Origin of the sequence: Actinomadura sp. 9N407 (assembly GCF_044326315.1) — a bacterium.
Classification (GTDB): domain Bacteria; phylum Actinomycetota; class Actinomycetes; order Streptosporangiales; family Streptosporangiaceae; genus Spirillospora.
Genome location: NZ_JBIRAW010000036.1, coordinates 73,816 through 94,530, shown reverse-complemented (window position 1 = coordinate 94,530; position 20,715 = coordinate 73,816). Strand labels below are relative to the sequence as shown.

Sequence of the window (20,715 nt, the reverse complement as noted above, 5' to 3'; positions counted from 1 at the left end):
ACGGTTGGCACGGTGAGCCTCCGCAGGCTCCTCACCCAGGGGACGCGCGACGTGAGCGTCACGGCCGTCGCCGTGACGCTGGGCCTGCTCGTCCTGGAGGGCGCGCGGCAGACCTATCCCGAGCCCAAGACCGTGCAGCTCACCCAGGACCTGGCGATCGGAGCGGTCGCCTGCCTGACCCTGCTGGTGTTCCGCCGGCGCTGGCCGGTGAGGATCACGCTGGCCCTCACGGTCGGCGGCCTGTTCGCCTCCTCCGTCTGGGGCGCGACCGCGATGGCGGTGTTCACCGTCGCCGTGCACCGCTCGTGGCGGGCCACGGCCCTGGTGACCGGCCTCAACGTCTCACTCATCCTGATCACGTTCACGCTCGTGCCCGCGATAACCGAGCGGGAGCGGATCGAGTCGATGATCGTGTTCGTGCTCGGGTACGCGGTGCTGGTCAGCACCGGGCTGCTGATCCGGTCGCGGCGGCAGCTGATCTGGTCCCTGGAGCAGCGGGCCCTGCAGGCCGAGGAGGGGCAGCGGCTGCGGGTCGAGGAGGCCCGGCACCTGGAGCGCGAGCGCATCGCCCGGGAGATGCACGACGTGCTGGCGCACCGGATCTCGCTGCTGGCCGTGCACGCCGGGGCGCTGGAGTTCCACGCGGACGCGCCCGCCGACCAGCGCGAGGCCGCCGGGGTCATCCGGCAGAACGCCTACGAGGCGATGGAGGACCTGCGGGAGGTGATCGGCGTGCTGCGCGCCGTACCGAAGGGGGACACCACGTCCATGCCGGACGCGGGCGGCGACGAGAGCGCGCGCGAGGCCGAGCGGCCGCAGCCGACGCTGGCCGACCTCCCCGCGCTGGTCGAGGAGTCGCGGCGGGCCGGCGCGCACATCACGCTGGACGACCGGCTGCCCGGCCCCGACGCGGTGCCGCCCCGGATCGGGCGCCACGCGTACCGGATCGTCCAGGAGGGCCTGACGAACGCCCGCAGGCACGCGCCGGGCGCCCGGGTGCGCGTCACCATCGAGCCCTCCGGCTCGGGCGGGCTGGACATCGAGATCGCCAACCCGCTGCCGCCGGGCCCGGCCCGTACCCTGGAGCCGCCGGGCGCGGGCGCCGGGCTGCTCGGCCTGCGCGAGCGCGTCGACATCCTCGGCGGGACGCTCGAGCACGGCCGCACCGGCGACGGCCGCTTCCGCCTCCACGCCCGCCTTCCGTGGCCTGACTGAACCGCCCGGCCTCATAGGGTGAGCGAATGGACTCCTCCATCCGCGTTCTGATCGTGGACGACGACGCCCTGGTGCGGGCGGGCCTGACCATGATGCTGGCGGGCGCCGACGATCTGGCCGTCGTGGCGGACGTCGCCGACGGGACCGAGGTGGTGCCCGCGGTGAACCAGTACCGCCCCGACGTGGTGCTGATGGACATCCGGATGCCGCGGCTGGACGGGCTGGCCGCCACCGAGCGGCTGCGCGCCCGCCGCGAGCCGCCCGAGATCATCATCCTGACCACGTTCGACACCGACGACCACATCCTGCGCGCGATGCGCGCCGGGGCCAGCGGCTTCCTGCTCAAGCACACCCCGCCGCCGGAGATCATGCGGGCCATCCGGCAGGTCGCGGCGGGCGAGCCGATGATCTCGCCGGAGGTGCTGCGCCGGATGATGACGTACGTGGCGGGGACGGGCGTCGACCCGCGGCGGCAGCGGGCCCGCGACCTGCTGGCCCGGCTCAGCGAGGGCGAGCGGGCGGTGGCCATGCTGGTCGGGCAGGGCCGTACCAACAGCGAGATCGGCAGGGAGCTGTCGCTGAGCGTTGCGACGGTGAAGGCCTACGTGTCGCGGATGCTGACCAAGCTGGAGCTCAACAACCGGGTCCAGATCGCGCTGCTCGTGCACGACGCGAGCGTCGGCGACGGCAGCTCCTGACCGTGCCCGCCCGCGCCTGACCGGACGGGTGCCCCACCGAACGGCGCGGCGGGCATCGACTTCGGTCGCGCGGCCTTCAACCTTCGGCCGATGCACCGCGCCGCGGCCGGCGGGCAGCCTGGGGGCATGATCGATGTCGCACATCTGAGCAAGCGCTACCGGGAGGTCGCCGCGGTCGACGACGTGTCGTTCCGCTGCGCGCCCGGCACCGTCACCGGTTTCCTCGGCCCGAACGGGGCGGGCAAGTCCACCACGATGCGGATGGTCTGCGGGCTGACCCTGCCGAGCGCGGGCACCGCGACCGTCCTCGGCGTCCCGTACCGCCGGATCGCCAACCCCGGCCGGCATGTCGGGGTGCTGCTGGACGCCGCCGCCCAGCATCCGGGCCGTACCGGCCGGGAGACGCTCGGGCTGACCGCCCAGGTCCTCGGGGTCGACCAGAGCCGGGCCACCGAGATGCTCGACCGCGTCGGGCTCTCCGGCAAGGCGGCCCGGCGCCGGGTCGGCGGCTACTCGCTGGGTATGCGCCAGCGGCTGGGCATCGCGCAGGCACTGATCGGGGATCCGAGCGTGCTGATCCTGGACGAGCCCGCCAACGGCCTGGACCCCGAGGGCATCTTCTGGATGCGGTCCCTGCTGCGCGAGTTCGCCGACCGGGGCGGGGCGGTGCTGCTGTCGTCCCATCTGCTGCGCGAGGTGGAGGCGGTCGCCGACCGCTTCGTGGTGATCGCGGGCGGCCGGATCGTCGCCCAGGGCAGCAAGGCCGACCTGCTGACCGCGCCGGGCGGCGTCCTGGTGCGCGGCCTGGACGCCGCCGCGCTGCACGGCACCCTGGCGGCCGCGGGCCTGCCGGTACGTCCCGACGGCGCCGGCGCCTTCGTGGTGGACGCTCCGGCCGAGGCCGTGGGACGCGCCGCGGCCGCCGCCGGAGTCGTGCTCACCGAACTGCGCCAGGCCACCGGGGGCGGTCTGGAGGAGCTGTTCCTCACCCTCACCGCCGAGGCGCCCGGCGCCCCGGTCAACCCGGCCGCCATCCCGGCCACTCCGCCCTTCGCCCCGCCCGTACCGGCTCAGGAGACCCTCAAGTGACCGCCACCATGACCGCTCCCCCGCCGACCGTACTGAACGAGCCGCCCCGGCCTCCGCTGCCGCGGCTGACGGCCGTCGAGCTGCGCAAGATGACCGACACCCGCTCCGGACGCTGGCTGCTCATCGTCATCGCGCTGGCGGCCGTGGCCTTCATGCCCGTGATCGTCTTCACCGTGCCGAAGCAGGACCAGACGCTGCTGGAGATGATGGTCGCCTCGCAGGCCGGGGTGTCGCTGCTGCTGCCCGTCCTGGGCATCCTGTCGGTGACGAGCGAATGGTCGCAGCGGACGGCGCTGACCACGTTCGCCCTGGTACCGGACCGCTACCGGGTGCTGACCGCCAAGCTGGCCGCCTGCGCGGCGCTGGCCACGGCCTTCCTGGCGTTCGGCCTGGCCACCGCGGCCGCCACGCGCGGGCTGGGCGGCGCGTTCGGCCGCTCGGCCGGCAGCTGGTCGATGCCGCCCGCCCAGCTCGGCGGGATGCTGGTGTTCTCGCTGGCGCTGGTGTTCATGGGCGTGGCGTTCGGCCTGGTGCTGATGAGCCCGGCACTGGCGATCGTGCTGTACTTCCTGATCCCCACCATCTGGTCGGCGCTGGGCGAGATGATCAAGAAGCTGCACACGCCCGCCGAGTGGCTCGACTCCAACCGGACCCTCGCCGTTCTCGCGGATCCGGCCGCGGGTACCGCCACCGCGGGCGAATGGGCCCGGATCGGCGTCTCGCTTGCGGTCTGGCTGCTCATCCCGCTGGTCATCGGCCTGTACCGGCTTTCGCGCCGGGAGGTGAAGTGAGCGGGACGTTCTTCAGCAGGAGCGCGGCGGCGAGCCCGGCCAGCACCAGCGGCAGCGCCGTGAGGAAGAGCACCTGGAACGCCTCGGCGCACGCTTCGGCCACACCGTCCTGGACGGACTGCGGCAGGGTCCGCAGGAACTCGGGCCGTACCGCGTCATCGTAGGCAAGGTCGTTGGAGGCAAGGTCGTTGGGGGCGGGGCCGTCGTAGGCGGAGACCGCCCCGGCAGGCACGCGAGCGGCGATCTCCTCGGCGAACCGGGCGGCCAGCACTCCGCCGAAGACGGCCATCCCCGTGGCGGTCCCCACCATCCGGGTCGCGAACACTCCGGAACCGGCGGCGCCCAGGTCCTTCTTGGGCGCCGCCTGCTGCGCGACGAGCATGACGACCTGCTGTGAGAGGCCGGCACCGAAGCCCAGCACCGCCATGTAAAGGCCGGCGGTGAACAGGCCGGTGCCGGTCGTCATCGTCGCCAGCAGGCCGATCCCCACCGCGCTGATCGCCATGCCGGCCGCCGGCAGCCGGTGGTAGCGCCCGGTGGCGTGGATGTAGCGGCCGGCGCCCATCGACGCCACCAGCAGCCCGATCATCATCGGCAGCAGGAGCAGCCCCGAACCGGTCGCCCCCACTCCCCCGACGATCTGGAAGAACAGCGGCAGGTACATCGCGAGCCCGAAGCCGGTGGCCCCGCCGACGAGCGCCACGACGCAGGCCACGGCGTACGAGCGGCTCCGGAACAGGCTCAGCGGGATCACCGGCTCGGCCGCGCGCCGTTCGGCCAGGCCCCACAGCACCAGCAGGACGGCCGTGCCCGCCGCAAGCCCCAGGATCACCCGGTCGGTCCACCCGTACCGGGTGCCCGCCCAGCTGGTGAGCAGCGTGAAGCAGGTGACGGCGGCGCCCAGCAGGACGATGCCGGTGCAGTCGACGCGCGGCCGGCCTCCGGGCCTGGGCAGGCGCAGGAACAGCAGGACGGTGACCGCCGCCACGGTGCCGAGCGGCAGGTTGACGTAGAAGACCCAGCGCCAGGACACATGCTCGGTGAGGAACCCGCCGATCACCGGCCCCGCCAGGCTGGACACCGCGAAGTTGATCGCCGAGTAGCCCTGGTACCTGGCCCGTTCACGCGGCTCGAACAGATCGCCGGTGAGCGCGAACATCGAGGCCATCAGGCAGCCGGCACCCGCGCCCTGCACCCCCCGGAACGCGATCAGCCACTCCATCGAAGGCGCGGCCCCGCAAGCCGCCGACCCGGCCAGGAAGGCCGACAGTCCGGTCAGGAAGACGGCCCGCCGCCCGAACAGGTCTCCCAGCCGTCCCGACAGCGGGACGGTCACGCTCGTGGCCAGGACGTAGGCGGTCGACACCCAGGCGATCCGGTCGAGCCCGCCCAGCTCCCCGACGATCGTCGGCAGCGCCGTACCGAGGATGGTGGCGTCCAGCGAGGACATCAACCCGGCCAGCATCAGCCCGCTGAACACCCACAGCCGATCTCTCCGGCTCATCTCCTTCGCCGCTCCCAGGCCCGTCCCTCTACTCGTGGTCATGCGCGCCCCTCACTCCGTCGGCCCTCACTCATCGATCGAATCTAACTGCTTTAGACATATATATGATTAACGCACTTAGATGAGCGGCGCAACCGCCGCGGCTAGACTGGGGATCGTGACGAAGGACGGGGAGGACGGGCAGGCCCTGGACGCCGTGGAGCGCAACATGGTCCGGCTGCGCCGGGGCATGGCCCGCCAGCGGCTCGGCAGGGCCGCCATCCGCGAGCACAACCTGCCGGTCGACCTGCAGGTCCTGCATGTCGCCGACGTGATCGACGAGGGTCCGGACCGTCCCGGCGAGGAGATGAACGTCGGCCTGGTCGCCGTCCGGCTCGGCGTGGACGCCTCGCGCGGCAGCCGGATCGTCGCCGAGGCCGTCAAGGCGGGCTACGTCCGCCGCGTCGCGTCCCAGGCCGACGGCCGCCGCATCCACCTGGAACTGACCGACGCCGGGCGCGAACTCGTCGAGGCCGCCCGGCAGACCCGCCGCGCCCGCATCGCCGAGGGCATGAAGGACTGGACCGACTCCGAGCGCCGCGAGTTCGCTCGCCTGCTGGGCCGCTTCGTCCACGCACCGGACACCTGAGAGCCCGTTCGCCGGAGAAGCCGTCCCCTGTTCGACGGCCACCGCACCCTTCGAGTGAGGTGGGCGGCTGGGGCAACCGACCGACGGATCGTAAGGGTGCTGCACCAAATGTGGCGTTCCGGTGGCGGGCGGTCAGCAGGCCCAGGACAATGCCCCGCATGCCTCGTTCAGATGATCGTTTCGCGACGCGCCGGCGCGTCCTCCGCCCCGAGACGACGGTCGAGCATGTCGACGAGTTCGCCCAGGGGTTCCAGTGGCCGATGGTCAGCGTGATCGAGCGCGACCGCGGGGCCGGAACCGACGGCGAGGTCGTCTGGCAGGCCGACGGCCACGCGCACGGGAAACGCGTTCTCAAGACCGGTTCGCTCCACTACGTGATGGACGCGATGTTCGGCATCGGCTACATCTACTTCACCGGCGATCCGAAGGGCGTCGCCGAGACGCTCGACGCGACCGCCGACGAGGCGCTCCGGCCCTGGACGGTCGAGGAGCTCTGCCAGTCGTTCGACCAGGCGCCCGACTCCCGCACGCGCGGGCAGGCCGTCCTGCGGCTCGGGCTCGCCGCGCCCGGCACGTTCGACCAGCACGTCTTCAAGCGGATCGGCGCGGCACTGGCGGACGAGGACGCGCGCGTACGGTACGCCTCGGTCTTCGCCGCCACCTCCACCCGGTACGAGGCGTTCCTGCCGAACCTGCGGGAGATCGCCGACAGGGACGCCGAGGACTTCCTCCGGGAACGCGCCATGGCCGCCCTCCGCGCCATGGACGGCGTCAGGGTCTAGCGGGTGACCGGAGGTCGTCACAGTCCGATGAGGAGCAGCCCGGCGAGGAAGGAGGCGGCGTTGGCCATGAGGGCGACGAGCAGCAGGTCCCGTCCCTCACCGCGCAGGAGAACGCGCAGCATCGCCGCCTCGGCCAGCCAGGCCGCGATCTCGACAGGCAGTAGGAAGATCTCGTAGCCTCCCCTGAACCGCGCCGCCGCGCCCAGCGCCAGCCAGACGAGAGGATGGCTCACCAGGTTGACGGCGGCGGCCGCCAGGAGCGCCCGCGCGATCCGCACGCGCAGCGCGACGACGTACAGCGGCAACTCGACGGCGAGGGTCAGGGCTAGCGCGGCCGGATAGCCGGTCACGGGACGAGGGGGACGGCCATCGCGACCGAGGCGCTGCCGGCCATGGGACCGCGGGCCGCCGCTCCAGCGACGTCCCGTACGCTCATCCCCGTCTTCTGCGTGGTGATGGCCGCCGCGCTCGTGGCCGCGCTGCGCCTGCCCGCCACGGTGACGGTCCTCGGCCTCGCCATGTTCGGCATTCTGCACAACGTCCTGGAGTTGCGGTACGTGTCGGGGCGGTTCGAGGCGATCCTGACCGGACGGTTCCTCGGTCTGCTGGTCGTGCTGATCACCGGGATCATGCTGTGCCGGCTGGTGCCGATGCTCTCATGGTCGGCCCCGGCCGAGATCCTGCTCGGTTACCTCGTGCTGGCCGTGGCGTGCTGGTGGGGGCTGCGCGGCCGCCCGCCCTTGCTCTGGGCCTCCCTCGTGATCCTGGGATGTGCCGCCGGCGGCTCGCTGACGTTCCCCGCCTACCATTTCGTCTTCCTCACGCACCTGCACAATGTGGTGCCCCTGTTCTTCCTGTGGGAATGGGCACGGCGACTGCGTACAGGACGTACCTCGTTCCGGATGACGCAAGTCGCGTGGGTGCTGCTGATCCCGGCACTGATTCTCGCCGGAACGTTCGATCCCTGGCTCGGCGGTGACCAGAACGGGACCGTGGCGGCCTTCGCGGGCGGCGGCGAACGCCTGATGGCCGCCTACACCCCGCCCGCTTGGCTGGACACCGCGCTCGCGCTGCGCCTGCTCGTCGTCTTCGCGTTCCTGCAGACGATGCACTACGTCGTGTGGGTGTGGTTCATGCCCCGCCACGCGCGTCCGGCCACCGAACGATTCGAGCAGAGGGCGGGTGCGTTGCGGGGCCACCGCGCGTGGCTTCTGGGCCTGGCCGGTACGGCGCTGCTCGCGGTCCTGTTCGTCACCGACTACGCGGGCGGCAAAACGATGTACGGTGCCATCGCGAGTTACCACGCCTACCTGGAATTCCCCGTCTTGCTGGCCCTTCTGGCGGGCGCGGGCCATCTGATGGGAGAACGCGAATGACCGGATCCTTGGCCGATGTGGCACGCGAGAACGACGCACCCGAATGGCTGCTCCTCGTCGCCGGAGCCGTGGCCGTCATCGCCCTCGTCCTCGCCGTGGTCTTCCTGATCCGCAACCGGCGCTGATCCGTTCACCGGCCACCGACAAGGCGCTAGATCCAGCCCTCTTCCCAAGCGCGGTGGGCGGCGGCGTGCCGGGAAGTGACGCCCAGCTTGGTCATGGCGGCCGACAGGTAGTTGCGGACCGTCCCGGGTGCGAGGTGGACCTGCGTGGCGATCTCGTTGACCGAGGCGCCGGTACGGGACGCGCGCAGCACCTCCAGCTCCCGTTCGGTCAGCGGGCAGTGGTCCTCGGTCAGCGCCGACGCGGCGATGTCGGGATCGACGTACCGCCGGCCCCCGGCGACCTCGCGGATGATGCCGGCCAGGCGCTCCGCGGGCGTGGTCTTGGGCACGAACCCGCTCACACCGGCCGTCAGGGCGCGGCGCAGGACGCCCGGCCGCGCGTGCCGGGTGACGAGGATGATCCGGGTGGGCAGCTCCGCCCGGATCTCCACGGCGGCGTGCAGGCCATCGGCCGGGGGCATCTCCAGGTCGAGCACGGCGATGTCCGGACGGTGCTCGCGCGCCAGCCGTACGGCCTCGGTGGACGTGGACGCCTCGGCCACGACGGCGAGATCGTCCTCCAGCGCCAGGAGCGCCGCCAGCGCTCCCCTGAGCAGGTCCTCGTCATCGGCGATCAGCAGCCGGATCATCCCGCCTCCGCACGCACCGGTAGCGAGGCGGCCACGACGAAGCGCTCGCGTTCGCGCTCCTGCTCGTACCCCCAGGTCAGTTCGCCTCCGGCCGCCTCCAGCCGCTCGGCCAGGCCGCGCAGCCCGGTGCCGGTCCCTCCGCTGGACGGCTCGTGCGCGCCGTCGTTGCGTACCCGCAGCCGTGCGAGGCCGTCCGTGAGGCGGTAGTCGACCTCGGCGGAACGCGCGCGGCTGTGGCGCAGGACGTTCGTGGTGGCCTCGCGTACGACCAGACCCAGCAGGTGCCGGCTCGAGTCGGGGAGGCCGTCGGCGGTGGGCTCGACGTTCATCCGCACCTCGATCTCCGCCGCGGCCAGCACCCGGGTCGCATTGGCGATCTCCTCGTCCAGCGTCGTACGGCGGTAGCCCTGCACGACGGCGCGGGTGTCCTGGAGCGCGTCGGTGGCCAGCCCCTGGACCTCGCGCATCTCCGCGCCCGCCCGGCCCGGGTCGCGTTCCGCGAGCCGGGCGGCCAGCTCGCTCTTGAGCGCGATCACCTGCAGGTGGTGGCCCTGGATGTCGTGGAGGTCGGCGGCGAACCGCAGCCGCTCCTCGGCGACCGCCAGCCGTGCGGCCACCCGGCGCGCCTCGTTCAGGCGTTCCGCGACGTCCCAGGCCCACAGCGTGCCGAGCACGATCCACGCGCTGAACGCGACCACGCCCGGCGGGAGCAGCGCCGGCCCCCACCCGCCAGCGGAGATCAGGCCGGGCACGGCCGCCCCGGCCAGCGCCACGGCGATGAGCGCCCAGCGGCGTCGCACCGGCAGGAACGTCGCGATGACCGACACCATCATCGCCGGTCCGATCACCCACCGTTCGTCGTCGTCCGCGGCCAGCAGCACCCCGCCGAGCACGGCCGCGCCCACACCGCCGGTGAGCAGCCAGGCCACGGGGAGCCGTCCGGAAACGAGGGCCAGCCGGCGGCCGGACAGCACCGCGATGGCCACCGACGTCACGACCAGCGCAGCGGTCGCGACGCCCCGGGACCGGACCGGCGCTTCCGGGATCCAGGCCCCGATGACGGCGACCAGGAAGAACGAGGTGCTGGCCATGAGGCTCCACCAGGTGTAGCGGCGGAAACCGCCCAGGTCCGTCCCGTTCACGAGGTCACGCACACGGCCATTGTCGCAGCAGGCCGGCTGCCTCGTTCATGACAGATGTCATCGAACCGCATGACCGATCCACGTCCACGCCTGCGGTTTCGGCACTACAGAGGGCCGCCCGCCGCGTTCAGGCTGAGAGCGACAGATACCCCGGCCCCGTACCGAAGGAGACCACCGCATGAACGCCACCGACCAAGGCCCCACCCACCACGGCGAGCGGACCGGGCACGGCAGGTGGCCGTTCCTCCGCCACTACCTGGAGATGCTCGCCGCGATGCTGGCCGGGATGCTGATCGGAATGCTCGTCCTGGGCACCGCCGTGCGAGGCGTCCTGACGCTGGCGGGACTGGAGTTCCCGGCCCGCCCGGAGGCCGCCACCCTGGAGATGGCCTTCTACATGTCGGCCGGGATGGTCGTCTGGATGCGCTACCGCGGGCACGGCTGGGCCGGAACCCTGGAGATGGCCGGCGCCATGTTCGCCCCCGCCCTGGCACTGTTCCCGTTCCTGTGGCTGGGCCTCATCTCGGGCGACTCCCTGATGCTCCTCGAGCACATCGTGATGCTGCCGCTGATGTGGCTGGTCATGCTCCGCCGCCGCCACGAGTACGGAGCCTGAGCCGCCGTACGGCGCCGTCTCCGCAGCACGGCCCTTCCCATCGCACGGCATCCACCCGGCTGTACAGCCCACTGCTGTACAGCCGGCCTCAAGGAGCTTCCATGACAAGCGAAACACCCGACCGCATCCGCTGGGCCCGCGTGGTGAAGAACCGCTGGCCCACCGCACTGGCCATCACGATGGCCGCCTTGTCCATCGGCGGGAGCAAGACGCAGGACGGGCTCGCGGCCCTCGGAGAGGTGCTTCTCCTCCTGCCGTTGCTGTACCTGGTGGCCGCCAAGCTCGAACGGCGCCAGGCAGCATGGCCGCTGCTCGCGTCCTCCTTCGCGGCCATCTTCGTGCTGCAGTCCCTGGACGTGATCGCACCCGCCGCCGTCTTCTCCGCCCTGGCCCTGATCGTCCTGGTCTGGGGCGCCGTCGACGGGCAGCTCTCCCGGCCGGGCCCGTTCAGGCTCCAGGCACTGGGCATGCTCGGGTTCGGCGCGCTCGCGCTCATCGGCCTGGCCGCCGACCCCGGCCTGGGCCGCTACCTGGTGGCGGCCGGCTGGTTCCTGCATGCCATCTGGGACTTCGTCCACCTCAGGCGCGACCGGGTCGTCGCCCGCTCCTACGCCGAATGGTGCGGCATCTTCGACATCGCGATAGCGGCCGAGCTCGTCTTCACGTTCTGATTCGGTTGACTCTGGAGCAGGAACCGCCCGAACACGAATCCAGCCGGTGGGTCTTTGTCGTAGTCGTACACCCAACTCCACCGGGCGACCACCGCTCCGTCCGGCTCATCCACCATGATCGCGCGAATATCGCGCCTTCGCTCCGTACCATCGCGCCACCTCGTGGAACGCCTCCTTCGGCTCCCCTGCCTGAGCATCGGCGGGGACCTTCACCACGCCGAAGCCGGCCATGTCCAGGTCGGCGCGGGGGTCGGGGCGGTGCGGGAAGTCGGGCATGGAGAAGGTGAACACGAAGCAGCCGTGGATCCCCTCGGCGGTGTAGAGCTCGATGAGTTCGGCCAGGTAGGCGGCCTGCGTGCGTTCGTCCCGTACGTGCCCGTCCCGGACCCGGGGCGGCTGGGCGAACCAGTTCACGATCATGAACGACGCGGGTCCCCGCCCTTCCGCGCCCAGATGCGCGCCGCATCCGAACTCGGTGACGACCACCGGCTTGCCCGCCTTGCTCAGCGCGCGCAGCCGGTCCCGGTACGCGACGAGATCACCGCCCTGCCGGTAGAGATTGACGCCGACGAGGTCGAACCCGGACCAGTCGACCTGCTCCCAGGCGCCCGCCGCGTACGTGACGGGGCCGTGGAAGGAGGCGCGAGCAGTGCGGAGGGCATCGGCAAGGAGCCGGCCGAGCTTCCGGGTGATCCGGCGGTCGAACAAGCGCCGCACGCGCGGCCGCACCAGTACCTGCAGGCGGATGAACAGGCGCGGGCCCGGCATCATGCCGCGCGAGGTCAGCGAGAACTCGGAGCCGACCAGCAGCGTCACCCGACCCGGGTACTGGACGCGCAGTTCCTCGGCCCCCGCCGCCATCGCGGCCAGATGCTCCAGGAGCGCGCGACGCGGCCGGTCGGGCAGATAGGGACGGATGTAGACGTCGAGGCCGGTCTCCAGGGCCTGCCGCGCGGCCCGCATCTGCTCCTGGGTGCCGGTCCCGATCAGCATCACCGTCGTACAGTGCAGGTCTTCGGCGATGGTCCGAAGGTCCTGCCGTACGAGCTCGGCAGGTCTGTCATCGACCGTGTACGAGATCCCCTTGACGTCCAAGCCAGGTGTCCCTTCGGTGGTCCGGCCACTTGGGACCCACGTTAGGAACCGCTCGGCACGCTCCGCACCGGCCGTCCGGCCACTCCGGTACGACCAAAGTCGATCGACCTCACAGGCCATGCTGACCGGGATACTGCGGCACTCGTCGAAATGTACTGGTCATAGCATCGAAGAATGACTTTTCGCGAGTTGCACTACGGGGCTCGGCCTCTGCTGCTGCCGAACGCCTGGGATTTCGTGAGCGGCGCCGCGCTGGCTGAGGCGGGCTTCGCGGCGATCGGGACGACCAGCCTCGGTGTCGCCGCGGCGGCCGGCAAGCTGGACGGGGAGGGCGGGACCCGGGAGGAGACCGTGCGGCTGGCGCGTGCGCTGGTGCGGCTGCCGGTACCGGTCACGGTCGATGTGGAGGACGGATTCTCCGCCGAGCCCGGGGAGGTCGCGGCGCTCGCCGAGGAGCTGGCGTCGTACGGCGTCGCGGGGATCAACGTCGAGGACGGCCGGGCCGATGGCTCGCTGGCGCCCGTGGCGCATCAGGTCGCGGTGATCGAGGCGGTCAAGGCGCGCGTTCCGGATCTGTTCGTGAACGCTCGTACCGACGCCTATTGGCTGCCGGGGCACTCCGGGGAAGGTGTGCAGCGGGCGCGGGCCTTCGCCGATGCGGGGGCGGACGGGATCTTCGCGCCGGGGGTCGCTGAGGAGCGCGACGTCCGGGCGATGGTGGAGGCGACGCCGTTGCCGCTGAACGTGCTGTTCCAGCCGGGACGGACCGACATCGGCAGGCTGGCCGAGCTGGGCGTACGCCGCGTTAGCTACGGCTCGCTGCTCTTCCGGACGGCGCTGCACGCCGCCGTCACGACCGCGCTGGAACAGAAGGCGCCCGCGGGCGTGCCCTCCTACGCCGACGTTCAGGGACTCGTGGAGCGCCGGTAGATCACGGGACCCGATGCGGCTCAGTGGCCGGTGATGGTGTCGGCGAGCCGGGCCAGGGGTGAGGTCTTCGAGGACGAGGACGCCCTCTCGTGGACGTCGGCGGCCCGGTAGAGGGTGTAGCCGGTCTGGATGCCCAGCCAGCGGAGGGGTTCGGGTTCCCAGGGGCGCGACTTCCAGCCGACCCAGGGCATGGTGGTGAGCGGCGTGTCGCGTTCGAGGAGCAGGTCGCGGAGCGTGCGGCCGGCGAGGTTGGACGCGGCGACGCCGCTGCCGGTGTAGCCGCCCGCATGGCCGAGGCCTGTGCGGTGGTCCAGGGTGACGGAGGAGCAGCGGTCGCGCGGGACGCCGAGGACGCCCGACCATGCGTGGGTGACCGTGCCGGAGGCCACGGCCGGGAACATCGCGGTCAGGATGCGCCACAGGCCGTCCACGGTGGCCTGGGTCGTACGGCCGGAGTCGTCCAGGCGGGAGCCGTACCGGTACGGGCTGCCCCGGCCTCCGATGGCGATGCGTCCGTCGGCGGTCCGCTGGGCCTGGACGTGGCAGTGGGTCATGCCGGCGAGCAACTCGCCGCCCTCCCAGCCGATGGCCTCCCACGCGTCCGGCGGCAGCGGACCGGTCACGATCGTGGAGGTGTTCATGGGGAGCCAGTCGCGGTGGTGGCCTTCCAGTGCGGCGGTGAATCCCTCGGTGGCGCGGATGACGTACTCGGCGGCGACGCTCCCGTACGGGGTGGCGGCAGCGGCGGGTGAGACGCTGGAACGGGGACGGATCCGCAGCGCGGGCGTGTGCTCGTAGATCTCGACGCCCAGATCACCGACGACCCGGGCCAGCCCCCTGACCATGGCCGCGGGGTGGACCGTGGCGCCGTGCGGGCTCCACGCGGCGCCCACCGCGTTCGTGACGTTCACCCGGTCATGGATGTCGGCGTGCAGGTCGTCTTCGGTCCAGCCCCAAGTACGGCTGAGGCGGACGTGCGTCTCGAGGCGGGCCCGTTGGGCCGGGTTGCGGGCGACGTACAGGACGCCGTTCTTGTCCAGGCCGGCATCGATGCCCTCGTCGACGGCGACGCGGACGATCTCGTCGATGGTGTCGAACATCGCGCGTTGCAGGGCCGCGACGGCGGGACGGCCGTGGCGGCGGGCGAAGCGCGTACAGGAACCGGGGATCCCGGCCACCAGCCGGCCGCCGTCGCGGCCTGAGGCGCCATGGCCGGGGACGTCCTTCTCCAGGACGACGATGCGCAGGCCGGGCTGCGCGCGCTTGAGGTAGTACGCCGTCCAGAGCCCGGTGTATCCGGCTCCGACGATGCACACGTCGGCCGTGCGGGGGCCGGGGAGGCGTTCGCCCGCGGGCCGATCCGCGGGAGAGGCGCCTGCGGGAGACCAGTAGGAGACCCCGTTGTCGAAATCGGTCGCGAGCGGAGCACGAGCGATGTCCATGGCCTCATCCTGCGCCAAAGCGCACGGCGCGGCGATGAACTTGTCACTCCCAGTCGGGGGCGGCCTCACCGTCCGGTACGGCGATGCGGAACACGCGCAGCTGCAGTGCGATGGCCGTGTAGTACCCGACCAGGGACACCAGCTCGACGACGGCGGCCCGGCCGAGGGTGGCAACGGCCTCGGTGTAGACGGGGTCGCTCAGGTCGCCGTCGGCCATCATCTGCCGGGACGCCTCGTACAGGACCCGCTCGCGCGCGTCGCCCAGCATCGGCGCGGTCCCGGTCCGCAGCGCCGCCAGCTCCTCGTCGGTCAGGCCGGCGCGCCGCCCGATCCGCTCGTGCGCGTACCACTCGAAGTCCGAGCGGCGATGCGCGGCCACGACCAGGATGGCGATCTCGCGCTCGCGCTTGGTGAACGCGGTACGGAAGCGCAGCGCGGCGCCCAGCTCCTGGAGCGGGCGGCCCACGGCGGGGCTGTAGAGCATCGCGTTGAACGGTCCGAGCAGCCGTCCCTCGTCGTCCATGTAGCGGAGCGGCGACGGCCGGTCGCGGCGCGGGCCGCCGGTGATCGCCTCGTACACCTCCCGCTGTTCGTCGCCCAGTGCCTCGGGCTTGAGGAGGGGCAGCCGGTCGTCGTCGGGAGTCGCGTCGATCATGCGTTGCACGCTAGGCCCTCGCCGCGGGGCGCTCAAGCCTCATCCGAACCCCTCGGCCCGAATGCCTCGCTCCAAGTCCTTGCCCGGACGCCTTGCTCGGAATGCCTTGTCCGGAAGGTGAAACTCTCAGAACACTCCCGCGTAGCCGTTCCGTAACAGGTGTGGGCGAGCGTGGCTCCTGTACACGACCGAGCCGCACGTCACCGAGCTGTGAGGGAACGGTCCACATGCCTCTGCTGCGTATCCGTACCGAGATCGACGACAGGCCCGGCCGGCTGGCCGAGCTCACGTCCGCCCTGGCCAGGCGGGGCGCCAACATTCTGGGCTTGTCCGTTCAGGTCGACACCGAGGGCGTGGTGGACGAGTTCATCGTCGACATGCCCGCCGGGAGCGGAGAAGGGCGCCGGGACGGCGAAGGGATCAGGGAGCAGGTGCGGAAAGCCCTGGAGGCGGCGGGCGGCACCCGTACCGCCGTCGTTCCGGCCCGGCCGCACGAGCTCGTGGACGAGCCGACGCGCGTGCTGGCGCTGGTGGCACGGCTGCGGATCGAGCCTCAGGCGCTGCCTGCCGCGCTGGCCGAACTGCTGCGCGCGAGCGAATCCGCCTGGACCGATGAGCCGGGGAGCGGGCCGGATCTGCTGACGGTCCCGGTCGGGCATGGCCGGGCCGTACGGCTGAGGCGTCCGGGGCTGCCGTTCACCGCGACGGAGGCGGCGCGGGCTGACGCGCTGGTACGGGCCGTACTGCCGCCGCAGGGAGCACGGCCCGCCTCGCGCCGGGTCACGCTGCGGGACGGGACGCGCGTGGTCGTACGGCCGATCGAGGCCCGGGACGCGGCCGGCATCAGGGAGATGCACGGGCGCTGCTCGCTGGAGAGCCGCAGGATGCGGTACTTCAGCGCCAAGCCGTTCCTGCCGCAGCGGGCGATCGATCTGTTCTGCGAGCCCACGCACGGGCTCACGCTCGTCGCCGAGGGCCCGGACGGATCGCTGCTGGCGCTCGCGCACCTGATCCACGTCATCGATCCGGGTGTGGCGGAGCTGGCGTTCCTGGTGGAGGACGCCTGGCAGGGCCGCGGGCTCGGGCGGGCGCTGGCCGAGCTGCTGCTGGTGGTGGGGCGCGAGCGGGGTCTGGTTGAACTGCGTGCCAGCGCGCTGAGCGAGAACGTGCCGATGCGCCGGTTGTTCACCTCGCTGGGCGGGCGTACGCGCCGGACGGAAGAGCCCGGGATCATCGAGGTCCGGCTCCGGCTGGACGGGCGGCCGGCCGCGCCGCCCGCTGCGGACGCTGCGGCGGAACGGCCGGTGGAACGGTCTAAGACCAGCTGACAGGATGGCCGGGTGACCGGTGTCTACGACGATCCCTGGGCCTACGAGCTGGCGTGCTCGTTCCGTGAGGTGTCCCCCGAGGTGGACGTGCTGCTCGGCTGGTGCGAGCGGCACCGCTCCTCCCCCGGCGGGATCGCGACGGTCCTGGAGCTGGCGGCGGGCCCGGCCGAACACGCCCGCGAGTTCGCGCGCCGGGGCGTCGCGGCGACCGCGCTCGACGTCCATCCGGCGATGTGCGCGTACGCGGCGAAGCGCGCCGGGGAGGCGGGCGTGGCGTTGGAGGTCGTTCAGGAGGACATGACGGCCTTCGCGCTGGGCCGCCGGTTCGACCTGGTCGTGACGATGCTGGATTCGACCTCGCACCTGATGACGCTGGACGCGTTCACCGCGCATCTGGACCGCGCCGCCGAGCATCTCGCCGACGGCGGCCTCTACATCGTCGAGATGTCGCATCCGCGCGACCGGCTCGGCGCGGAGCCGAGCGTGAGCACCGCCTGGACGGTGGAGCGCGCCGATGCGCGCGCCACCGTCCGCTGGGGCGAGCCGTCCGACCTGATGGACCCGGTCACCCAGATCTCCGCCGACCACGTCACGATGGTGATCGAGGAACTCGGTGAAGGCGGGGCGGGCGGCGAAGGCGGGCCGAGCGGGGCGTCCCGGTTGCTCCGCGACGTGGTGCCCTACCGTTTCTGGAGCGCGACCGAGCTGGACGCCGCCGTACGGCTGTCGGGGGCGCTCGAGCCGGTCGCGCGGTACGGGGACTTCGGCGAGGTGGCCGTGACCGATCCGGCCGCCTGGCGAATGATCACCGTGCTCCGCCGCGCCCGCTGACCCGCCGCACCCTCACGGCCGGCCGCACGTTCGCGACCGGCCGCGACCTCACGACCTCAGGGCGCCGGCGCCCAGCCCGGCATCGGATACCCGGCGAGCAGCTCGCGGATCTCTCCCGCGACCCGTTCCCGCTCCTTGTCCTCGCCGCGCGCGGTGGCCTGGACGACGTCGTCGATCCACTCGGCGACCTTGGCCATCTGCGCCGGGACGAGCCCGCGCGTGGTGATCGCCGCCGTACCGATCCGCAGCCCCGAGGGGTCGAACGGCTTGCGCGGGTCGAACGGCACGGCGTTGTGGTTGAGTTCGATGCCCGCCTCGTCCAGGGCCTTGGCCGCCGGCTTGCCCGGTACGCCCTTGCCGGTCAGGTCGATGAGGATGAGGTGGTTGTCGGTCCCGCCCGAGATCAGGTCGAAGCCCCGTTCGGTCAGGGCGGCGGCCAGGGCCTTGGCGTTGGCCACGATCCGGTGGGCGTAGGCGGAGAAGTCGCGCTGGGCCGCCTCGCGCAGCGCGACCGCGATGGCGGCCGTGGTGTGGTCGTGCGGGCCGCCCTGCAGGCCGGGGAAGACCGCCTTGTCGATCGCGGTGGCGTGCTCGGCCGTCGCCATGACCATCGCTCCGCGCGGGCCGCGCAGCGTCTTGTGGGTGGTCGTGGTGATCACGTCCACATGGCCGACCGGGGACGGATGGGCGCCGCCGGCGACCAGGCCCGCGATGTGCGCGATGTCGGCGGCCAGTACCGCGCCGGTCTCCCGGGCGATCTCGGCGAACGCCGGGAAGTCGATGGTGCGCGGGATCGCGGTGCCGCCGCACCAGATCAGCTTGGGCCGTTCCCTGAGCGCCACCTCGCGCACCTGGTCCATGTCGACCTGGCCCGTGTCGGCGCGCACGTCGTACCGGACGGGGGTGAACCACTTGCCGGTCGCCGAGACCGACCAGCCGTGGGTCAGGTGCCCGCCCATCGGCAGCGACAGGCCCATCACGGTGTCGCCGGGGTTCAGGAACGCCATGTAGACGGCCAGGTTGGCGGGCGAGCCCGAGTACGGCTGGACGTTGGCGTGCTCGACGCCGAACAGCTCCTTGGCCCGCTCGACGGCCAGCCGCTCGATCGGGTCGACGTTCTGCTGGCCCTCGTAGTAGCGGCGGCCCGCGTACCCCTCGGAGTACTTGTTGGTCAGGACCGAGCCGGTGGTCTCCAGCACGGCGGGCGAGACGTAGTTCTCCGAGGCGATGAGCCGGAGCTTCTCGAACTGGCGCTGCGCCTCGGCCTCGACGAGTCCGGCCAGGCCGGGATCCTGGTCGCGCAGGTGGGTGAGGGACGGCTGGTGCATGGCGGCCTCCGCATGATCACGCCGGGGATCGCTGCTGCGCGTGGATGCGCGGACCCCCGGCTGAGGGGTCCGTACACCCAGGCGCGCGGTGTGCGGACTAGCTTCGCTCCCCGGTGGTCGAGTCCACCTTGTCTGCGCCAGTAACGTCCGGCAAGCATAGCGGGCCGTCGCTCCTCGCCCGGGGCGATCGGCGGAGACGGCCGGGAACGGACACCACCACGAGCCCGCCCAGCAGCACGATCGCGCCGGCGGCCGCCGGGGGCGGCAGCCGCTCGCCCAGAACGGCCAGGGCCAGCAGCGCGGCGACCAGCGGTTCGGCGAGGCTGAGCGTTCCGGCGGTGGCGGCGGTGACGCGCCGCAGGCCGATGACGAAGCACATGTACGCGACGGTGGTGGCGACCGGGCCCAGCCACGCGATCAGGACCAGCGAACGGGTGTCGGTCAGATCGGCCAGGCCGGTCAGGTCCGTCGGGCCAGAGAGATCGTTCAGGAGTGCCCAGGGCAGCAGGGCCGTGCCGCCGATCAGCAGGGTCACCGCGACGGCGGCGGCCATGTTGATCTCGCAGCCGGACAGGATCTTGGCCGACACCGTGTAGACGCCGAAGCAGCATCCGGCGATCAGGGCGAGTCCCAGTCCCAGCGGATCGGGCGAGCCGGCGGCGCCGGGCATCATCAGCAGCGCGCAGCCCGCGATCGCGCAGGCCGTCCCGTACGTCCAGCGGCGGGTCAGCCGGGTACGCAGGACCAGGCGCTCGCACACGCCGGTGGTGACCGGGACCAGGCCGAAGACGATGGCGGTGGCCACGGCGGCGCCGGTACGGTCGACCGCGGTCAGGAACGCGGGCTGGAAGATCCCCGTGGCGGCGGAGGCGGCGAGCAGCGGCCGCCAGGTCGCCCTGGTCAGCCCCCGGAACGCGCGCGGGGCCGTGGCCAGGACGAACGCCGCCAGCAGCAGGCCGCCCGACAGGATCCGGGCGTCCCCGAGCGCTACCGGAGAGGCCGGTGACTCCGCCAGCACCTGGGCCGGGCCGACGGTCCCCCACAGGATCCCGGCGGCCAGAACCAGCAGCACGCCGGAGAAATCGTTTCGTTGGTCCATGGCTCTGACGCTAGGAGAAAGTGCGGGATCCAGCTCCAGAGTCCGTACTTCATTCGGATGCGTAGTCTGAGCCCGGTGGTTGTTCGGCACACGGGGTGGATGTGCGGCGTCAGGCGTAGGGAGTTCGGCGGTCGCGGCGTTCCGGCGTGGGAAGTTCGGACTGCTCGGCGGGCTGCACGTAGTCGTAGACCACGGTGGTGCGCACGTCCACGAACTCCTTGCGCCGGGCCAGCCGGTCGAGCACGAAGTCACGCAGGTACTGCGTGCTCGGCACCGCCACGTGCACGAGGATGTCCTCGGCACCGGTCACCACGAACACGCCGAGCGTCTCCGGCATCGCCGCCATGTGGTCGCGAGTCGACTCGATGGCCTCCCGCGACTGCGGCCGGATCCGGATCGAGATCAGCGCCTGCACGCCGCGTCCCAGCGCCTCCAGGTCCACGCTCGCGCGGAAGCCCGTGATCACGCCACGGGCACGCAGCGCGCGGGTGCGCTCCAGCGCCGTGGAGGGCGCGATGCCCACCGCGTCGGCCAGTTCCCGGTTCGTCTGCCGGCCGTCGCGCTGCAGCCGGCGCAGGATCGCCTGATCCACCGCGTCCATGGAGGTCATCTCCGAATATTATGCGGTGGATCCGTTCCGGCGCCGAGGGAGCGGCGTTGGAGCCTCCCTCCGGGCCCGCTGAGAGTTTGCTGAACATCCGGTGATATCGCGCCTCTTCCGGCAGGACGGGCGAATGGGGT

At 72.1% G+C, this 20,715-nt stretch carries 23 protein-coding genes; 13 read left to right on the top strand and 10 right to left on the bottom strand.

All coding sequences use genetic code 11. From position 1 onward, the window contains the following. Window positions 1-12: 12 nt before the first annotated feature. The 4 genes from ACH34Q_RS39140 to ACH34Q_RS39125 all read left to right on the top strand — a co-directional run bounded on the left by ACH34Q_RS39140 (window position 13) and on the right by ACH34Q_RS39125 (window position 3,793). The gene (locus ACH34Q_RS39140) at window positions 13-1,215 is read left to right on the top strand and encodes a sensor histidine kinase (RefSeq protein WP_395988244.1); all 1,203 of its coding nucleotides are present in this window, start codon (window positions 13-15) and stop codon (window positions 1,213-1,215) included. A gap of 26 nt (window positions 1,216-1,241) precedes the next feature. Continuing rightward, the gene (locus ACH34Q_RS39135) at window positions 1,242-1,913 is read left to right on the top strand and encodes a response regulator (protein WP_395988243.1); all 672 of its coding nucleotides are present in this window, start codon (window positions 1,242-1,244) and stop codon (window positions 1,911-1,913) included. A gap of 126 nt (window positions 1,914-2,039) precedes the next feature. Next, a complete protein-coding gene (locus ACH34Q_RS39130; RefSeq protein WP_395988242.1) occupies window positions 2,040-3,002 on the top strand; it encodes an ABC transporter ATP-binding protein in 963 nt (320 codons plus the stop codon). After that, window positions 2,999-3,793 (top strand): ABC transporter permease, encoded by a 795-nt coding sequence (locus tag ACH34Q_RS39125; protein WP_395988241.1) that lies wholly within the window; start codon window positions 2,999-3,001, stop codon window positions 3,791-3,793. Before ACH34Q_RS39130 ends, ACH34Q_RS39125 begins: the two co-directional genes overlap by 4 nt. Here ACH34Q_RS39125 and ACH34Q_RS39120 read toward each other — a convergent pair. After that, a complete protein-coding gene (locus tag ACH34Q_RS39120; protein ID WP_395988240.1) occupies window positions 3,753-5,339 on the bottom strand; it encodes an MDR family MFS transporter in 1,587 nt (528 codons plus the stop codon). The two genes, ACH34Q_RS39125 and ACH34Q_RS39120, sit on opposite strands and share 41 nt — an antisense overlap. 115 nt (window positions 5,340-5,454) lie before the next feature. Between ACH34Q_RS39120 and ACH34Q_RS39115 the strand changes: the two genes are divergently transcribed. Together ACH34Q_RS39115 and ACH34Q_RS39110 are read left to right on the top strand one after the other, a co-directional pair. Next, a complete protein-coding gene (locus ACH34Q_RS39115) occupies window positions 5,455-5,925 on the top strand; it encodes a MarR family winged helix-turn-helix transcriptional regulator (protein ID WP_395988239.1) in 471 nt (156 codons plus the stop codon). A gap of 158 nt (window positions 5,926-6,083) precedes the next feature. After that, window positions 6,084-6,707, top strand: a complete 624-nt coding sequence (locus tag ACH34Q_RS39110; protein ID WP_395988238.1) for a HEAT repeat domain-containing protein — start codon at window positions 6,084-6,086, stop codon at window positions 6,705-6,707. A gap of 17 nt (window positions 6,708-6,724) precedes the next feature. On the opposite strand, the gene ACH34Q_RS39105 is transcribed toward ACH34Q_RS39110, so the two are convergent. Further along, window positions 6,725-7,057 carry a hypothetical protein gene (locus tag ACH34Q_RS39105; RefSeq protein ID WP_395988237.1) on the bottom strand — a complete coding sequence of 111 codons (333 nt, stop codon included), beginning with the start codon at window positions 7,055-7,057 and terminating at the stop codon, window positions 6,725-6,727. Window positions 7,058-7,099: 42 nt separating this feature from the next. On the opposite strand from ACH34Q_RS39105, the gene ACH34Q_RS39100 reads away from it, so the two are divergent. Together ACH34Q_RS39100 and ACH34Q_RS39095 are read left to right on the top strand one after the other, a co-directional pair. Then, on the top strand, window positions 7,100-8,083 hold the full coding sequence (locus ACH34Q_RS39100) for a hypothetical protein (protein ID WP_395988236.1): 984 nt from the start codon (window positions 7,100-7,102) through the stop codon (window positions 8,081-8,083). Then, window positions 8,080-8,208 (top strand): hypothetical protein, encoded by a 129-nt coding sequence (locus ACH34Q_RS39095; RefSeq protein ID WP_395988235.1) that lies wholly within the window; start codon window positions 8,080-8,082, stop codon window positions 8,206-8,208. Before ACH34Q_RS39100 ends, ACH34Q_RS39095 begins: the two co-directional genes overlap by 4 nt. Window positions 8,209-8,234: 26 nt before the next feature. Here the strand turns inward: ACH34Q_RS39095 and ACH34Q_RS39090 are convergent, their stop codons facing one another. Beyond that, window positions 8,235-8,837 (bottom strand): DNA-binding response regulator, encoded by a 603-nt coding sequence (locus ACH34Q_RS39090; RefSeq protein ID WP_395988234.1) that lies wholly within the window; start codon window positions 8,835-8,837, stop codon window positions 8,235-8,237. After that, on the bottom strand, window positions 8,834-9,991 hold the full coding sequence (locus ACH34Q_RS39085; RefSeq protein WP_395988233.1) for a sensor histidine kinase: 1,158 nt from the start codon (window positions 9,989-9,991) through the stop codon (window positions 8,834-8,836). The genes ACH34Q_RS39090 and ACH34Q_RS39085 overlap by 4 nt, the downstream gene beginning before the upstream one ends. A 166-nt stretch (window positions 9,992-10,157) precedes the next feature. Here ACH34Q_RS39085 and ACH34Q_RS39080 point away from each other — a divergent pair, with 166 nt between their 5' ends. Beyond that, window positions 10,158-10,595, top strand: coding sequence for a hypothetical protein (locus ACH34Q_RS39080; protein WP_395988232.1), 438 nt, complete (start codon window positions 10,158-10,160; stop codon window positions 10,593-10,595). Between the two features lie 101 nt (window positions 10,596-10,696). Then, window positions 10,697-11,266 carry a hypothetical protein gene (locus ACH34Q_RS39075; protein ID WP_395988231.1) on the top strand — a complete coding sequence of 190 codons (570 nt, stop codon included), beginning with the start codon at window positions 10,697-10,699 and terminating at the stop codon, window positions 11,264-11,266. Window positions 11,267-11,371: 105 nt separating this feature from the next. Here the strand turns inward: ACH34Q_RS39075 and ACH34Q_RS39070 are convergent, their stop codons facing one another. Next, complete coding sequence (locus tag ACH34Q_RS39070; RefSeq protein ID WP_395988230.1) at window positions 11,372-12,361, bottom strand: hypothetical protein; 990 nt, start codon at window positions 12,359-12,361, stop codon at window positions 11,372-11,374. A gap of 174 nt (window positions 12,362-12,535) precedes the next feature. Between ACH34Q_RS39070 and ACH34Q_RS39065 the strand changes: the two genes are divergently transcribed. Continuing rightward, on the top strand, window positions 12,536-13,291 hold the full coding sequence (locus tag ACH34Q_RS39065) for an isocitrate lyase/phosphoenolpyruvate mutase family protein (protein ID WP_395988229.1): 756 nt from the start codon (window positions 12,536-12,538) through the stop codon (window positions 13,289-13,291). 20 nt (window positions 13,292-13,311) lie between these two features. On the opposite strand, the gene ACH34Q_RS39060 is transcribed toward ACH34Q_RS39065, so the two are convergent. Continuing rightward, window positions 13,312-14,733 carry an NAD(P)/FAD-dependent oxidoreductase gene (locus ACH34Q_RS39060; RefSeq protein WP_395988228.1) on the bottom strand — a complete coding sequence of 474 codons (1,422 nt, stop codon included), beginning with the start codon at window positions 14,731-14,733 and terminating at the stop codon, window positions 13,312-13,314. A 43-nt stretch (window positions 14,734-14,776) separates the two neighbouring features. After that, complete coding sequence (locus ACH34Q_RS39055) at window positions 14,777-15,388, bottom strand: carboxymuconolactone decarboxylase family protein (RefSeq protein WP_395988227.1); 612 nt, start codon at window positions 15,386-15,388, stop codon at window positions 14,777-14,779. A gap of 227 nt (window positions 15,389-15,615) precedes the next feature. Between ACH34Q_RS39055 and ACH34Q_RS39050 the strand changes: the two genes are divergently transcribed. Together ACH34Q_RS39050 and ACH34Q_RS39045 are read left to right on the top strand one after the other, a co-directional pair. Then, window positions 15,616-16,716, top strand: coding sequence for a GNAT family N-acetyltransferase (locus tag ACH34Q_RS39050; protein ID WP_395988226.1), 1,101 nt, complete (start codon window positions 15,616-15,618; stop codon window positions 16,714-16,716). 12 nt (window positions 16,717-16,728) lie between these two features. Next, the gene (locus ACH34Q_RS39045; RefSeq protein ID WP_395988225.1) at window positions 16,729-17,547 is read left to right on the top strand and encodes a class I SAM-dependent methyltransferase; all 819 of its coding nucleotides are present in this window, start codon (window positions 16,729-16,731) and stop codon (window positions 17,545-17,547) included. Between the two features lie 56 nt (window positions 17,548-17,603). Here the strand turns inward: ACH34Q_RS39045 and glyA are convergent, their stop codons facing one another. The 3 genes from glyA to ACH34Q_RS39030 form a co-directional block, all read right to left on the bottom strand. Further along, window positions 17,604-18,875 carry a serine hydroxymethyltransferase gene (gene glyA, locus ACH34Q_RS39040; RefSeq protein WP_395988224.1) on the bottom strand — a complete coding sequence of 424 codons (1,272 nt, stop codon included), beginning with the start codon at window positions 18,873-18,875 and terminating at the stop codon, window positions 17,604-17,606. A 97-nt stretch (window positions 18,876-18,972) separates the two neighbouring features. After that, window positions 18,973-19,974 (bottom strand): DMT family transporter, encoded by a 1,002-nt coding sequence (locus tag ACH34Q_RS39035; protein WP_395988223.1) that lies wholly within the window; start codon window positions 19,972-19,974, stop codon window positions 18,973-18,975. 109 nt (window positions 19,975-20,083) lie between these two features. Then, the gene (locus ACH34Q_RS39030; RefSeq protein ID WP_395988222.1) at window positions 20,084-20,584 is read right to left on the bottom strand and encodes an Lrp/AsnC family transcriptional regulator; all 501 of its coding nucleotides are present in this window, start codon (window positions 20,582-20,584) and stop codon (window positions 20,084-20,086) included. Window positions 20,585-20,715 lie beyond the last annotated feature (131 nt).

Coding starts and splice junctions, on each gene's coding strand:
- ACH34Q_RS39135 (WP_395988243.1), top strand. CDS start 1,242: ATGGACTCCTCCATCCGCGTTCTGATCGTGGACGACGACGCCCTGGTG.
- ACH34Q_RS39130 (WP_395988242.1), top strand. CDS start 2,040: ATGATCGATGTCGCACATCTGAGCAAGCGCTACCGGGAGGTCGCCGCG.
- ACH34Q_RS39120 (WP_395988240.1), bottom strand. CDS start 5,339: ATGACCACGAGTAGAGGGACGGGCCTGGGAGCGGCGAAGGAGATGAGC.
- ACH34Q_RS39110 (WP_395988238.1), top strand. CDS start 6,084: ATGCCTCGTTCAGATGATCGTTTCGCGACGCGCCGGCGCGTCCTCCGC.
- ACH34Q_RS39100 (WP_395988236.1), top strand. CDS start 7,100: ATGGGACCGCGGGCCGCCGCTCCAGCGACGTCCCGTACGCTCATCCCC.
- ACH34Q_RS39095 (WP_395988235.1), top strand. CDS start 8,080: ATGACCGGATCCTTGGCCGATGTGGCACGCGAGAACGACGCACCCGAA.
- ACH34Q_RS39090 (WP_395988234.1), bottom strand. CDS start 8,837: ATGATCCGGCTGCTGATCGCCGATGACGAGGACCTGCTCAGGGGAGCG.
- ACH34Q_RS39080 (WP_395988232.1), top strand. CDS start 10,158: ATGAACGCCACCGACCAAGGCCCCACCCACCACGGCGAGCGGACCGGG.
- ACH34Q_RS39075 (WP_395988231.1), top strand. CDS start 10,697: ATGACAAGCGAAACACCCGACCGCATCCGCTGGGCCCGCGTGGTGAAG.
- ACH34Q_RS39065 (WP_395988229.1), top strand. CDS start 12,536: ATGACTTTTCGCGAGTTGCACTACGGGGCTCGGCCTCTGCTGCTGCCG.
- ACH34Q_RS39060 (WP_395988228.1), bottom strand. CDS start 14,733: ATGGACATCGCTCGTGCTCCGCTCGCGACCGATTTCGACAACGGGGTC.
- ACH34Q_RS39055 (WP_395988227.1), bottom strand. CDS start 15,388: ATGATCGACGCGACTCCCGACGACGACCGGCTGCCCCTCCTCAAGCCC.
- ACH34Q_RS39050 (WP_395988226.1), top strand. CDS start 15,616: ATGCCTCTGCTGCGTATCCGTACCGAGATCGACGACAGGCCCGGCCGG.
- glyA (WP_395988224.1), bottom strand. CDS start 18,875: ATGCACCAGCCGTCCCTCACCCACCTGCGCGACCAGGATCCCGGCCTG.
- ACH34Q_RS39035 (WP_395988223.1), bottom strand. CDS start 19,974: ATGGACCAACGAAACGATTTCTCCGGCGTGCTGCTGGTTCTGGCCGCC.
- ACH34Q_RS39030 (WP_395988222.1), bottom strand. CDS start 20,584: ATGACCTCCATGGACGCGGTGGATCAGGCGATCCTGCGCCGGCTGCAG.